Source organism: Priestia sp. TGN 0903, assembly GCF_050846855.1.
GTDB lineage: Bacteria > Bacillota > Bacilli > Bacillales > Bacillaceae_H > Priestia > Priestia zanthoxyli.
Map to the genome: position 1 here is coordinate 1 of NZ_JBOZGL010000027.1, position 2,654 is coordinate 2,654.

The 2,654-nt window shown below is 33.3% G+C and carries 1 protein-coding gene; it reads left to right on the forward strand.

Annotated features, from left to right (window positions below):
* The first annotated feature begins 699 nt into the window (after positions 1-699).
* Positions 700-2,553: a group II intron reverse transcriptase/maturase gene (ltrA, locus tag ACRPLY_RS26720; protein WP_432232219.1), complete on the forward strand. Its 1,854-nt coding sequence runs from the start codon at positions 700-702 to the stop codon at positions 2,551-2,553.
* Positions 2,554-2,654: the final 101 nt, after the last annotated feature.

Below are 2,654 nucleotides of genomic sequence, written 5' to 3' on the forward strand. Positions count from 1 at the left end.
GTGCGACACGTTTCTAACTTAAAAGGTTAGACATCGAATTTTATTCGATAGAACTATTCACATGAAGAATCAAATGATAGGGTAACGCCTTGAAGGGTTCTCTCTAATCCTCCGAATAGCGATTTGAATATAGGATTCAAGTGGTTATAAGCTCGGTGAAGTCGGCTAAAAGATACCGTAACAAATCAAGTTGACGAAAGTTTCCTAGAGGTAGGTAATGTATCCCATAAGCCGGGAGTCCATAAAGTACCTATGGTGAGAATGTTATGATTGAAAACTAATAACTGACGAACAATCGAATGGAAGGCTCTAAAGGAATAATCAGTAGAAATGCTGATACCACAAGTGTGGGGCTAACGAGGATGAGTAAAAAATGTCTTTATGAAAGTCCTTATACTGTTATAGGCAGTATCAAGTTAGCAGGGCTAGAGATTGCACCTAAGGGTATATATAAAGGATATTGTGAGTGGAACGTGGTAAGCCTCTTACATGGAGAACCTATATTCTACGAAGTGGTTTTGGGAAATTCATAACCCAAATTAAAAGAGGTGAAAGTGATGGCATAGTACCTGAGAAGTTATCGAAAGATAATGGAGGGATAGCCATTAGTCGTTATTTCTTAACCGTAATTCAAAATACTAATTGACTAGGTTCGTGTATGACTAAGAGAGACGAAAGCAGAAAGTGAGTAGTCGACTAGTGAAAGTTAAAAACCTAAAGAAAAAGAAACTTCGACACAACGAATATTACAACACTCAAGAACTATTCGATTCGCTTTACAAAAATGGTAAAGAAGGAATAAGATTTCGCAACCTATATGAATTGATTACTAGTGAGAACAATATCCTACTTGCTTTCAGAAACATCAAGAAAAACAAAGGAAGCAAAACTGGCGGGACAAATGGTCGAACTATAATCGACATAGGCGAAAAAGAACCAGATAAAATTATTAGCTATGTTCGAAAGCGATTAGAAAATTACGAACCACAAAAGATTAAAAGGAAATTCATTCCTAAACCTAATGGTAAACAAAGACCTTTAGGAATACCTACGATTGAAGATAGGCTAATTCAACAATGTATCCTACAAATTTTAGAACCAATCTGTGAAAGTAAGTTCTATGCACATAGTTATGGTTTTAGACCTAATCGGAGTACACACCATGCCATTTCAAGGTGTTACAACTTCATTAATAAAAATAAACTACACTATGTTATTGATATCGACATCAAAGGATTCTTTGACAATGTAAATCATGGAAAATTACTAAAACAAATCTGGAAATTGGGGATACAGGATAAGAAAGTTATCTCAATACTTTCAAAAATGTTGAAAGGTGAAATCAAGGGTGAAGGGATTCCTTTTAAAGGAACACCTCAAGGAGGTATACTTTCTCCATTACTTTCTAATATTGTTTTGAATGAATTAGACTGGTGGATATCTAGCCAGTGGGAAACTCTAAAAACAAGAAAAAATTACGAAAGAAATAGAGTAATCAGTGGAGTAGAACGTCTTGATAGGTCAGTAAAATATAACACGTTAAAGAGAACAAGTTGTCTTAAGGAAATGTTTATCGTAAGATATGCCGACGACTTCAGAATATTTTGCAGAACTTACAAAGACGCTAAAAAGACGTATATCGCTGTAGTACAATGGCTTAAAGAAAGATTAGGTTTAGAAATCAACGAAGAAAAATCGGGAATTACAAACCTAAGAAAAGGTTCAACAGAATTCTTGGGAATCGAAATAGGCACTCAAAAAAAGAAAGATAAATTCGTTGTAAGAAGTAAAATGAGTGAATCAAGCAAGAAAAAGTGTATAGAAAAACTAAAGGATAAAATCAAAAAAATTAAAACAAAGCGTCCACAAGAAGAAGCAATAAAACTTAACTCAACAATTCTAGGTATGCAAAATTATTATAGAATTGCCAGTCTTGTTAGCAAAGATTTTAAAGAAATTGATTATCCTCTTAGGAAATACATTGAATTGCGACTGAAAAACTCATTGAGTAATAAAGGAAGTACAAGTAAATTATTTCAAGAAAGATACAATGGATTCAAAGGGAAGCTATACAATATCAGTGGAGTTACAATCTTCCCTACAAGTTATGTGCAAACTATCATGCCCAAAAACATGAATCAGAATATAACCCCATATACAAAAATAGGAAGAGAATTAATTCATGCCAATTTACGTAAAGTCAACTTTGGAATTATACAATATCTTCTTAAGACAAAACCAATTGGCTATAGTATTGAATTATACGACAATCGTATCTCACGATACATCGGGCAAAAAGGTGTATGTAGTATATCGGGGCAAGAACTGATAATTGGAAATATGGAAATACATCATATAAAACCAAAATCTTTAGGCGGAAAAGATGAATATAAAAATCTAATATTTATCACAAAGGATGCACACAAACTTATCCATGCAAAAGAAAAAGTAATCATAAATAAATATCTTTCGAAACTTAATTTAACTGATAAAAAACTAAAATTACTCAACAAATTTAGGTCGTTAACTGGTAATAGTATTATTGAATTATAGAAGGTAAATAACGATGGAACGCCGTGTGCGGTGAAAGTCGCTTGCACGGTGTGAATGGGGGGAAAAGAAAGAGATAACATCAAATTCTTACCTATCCATAT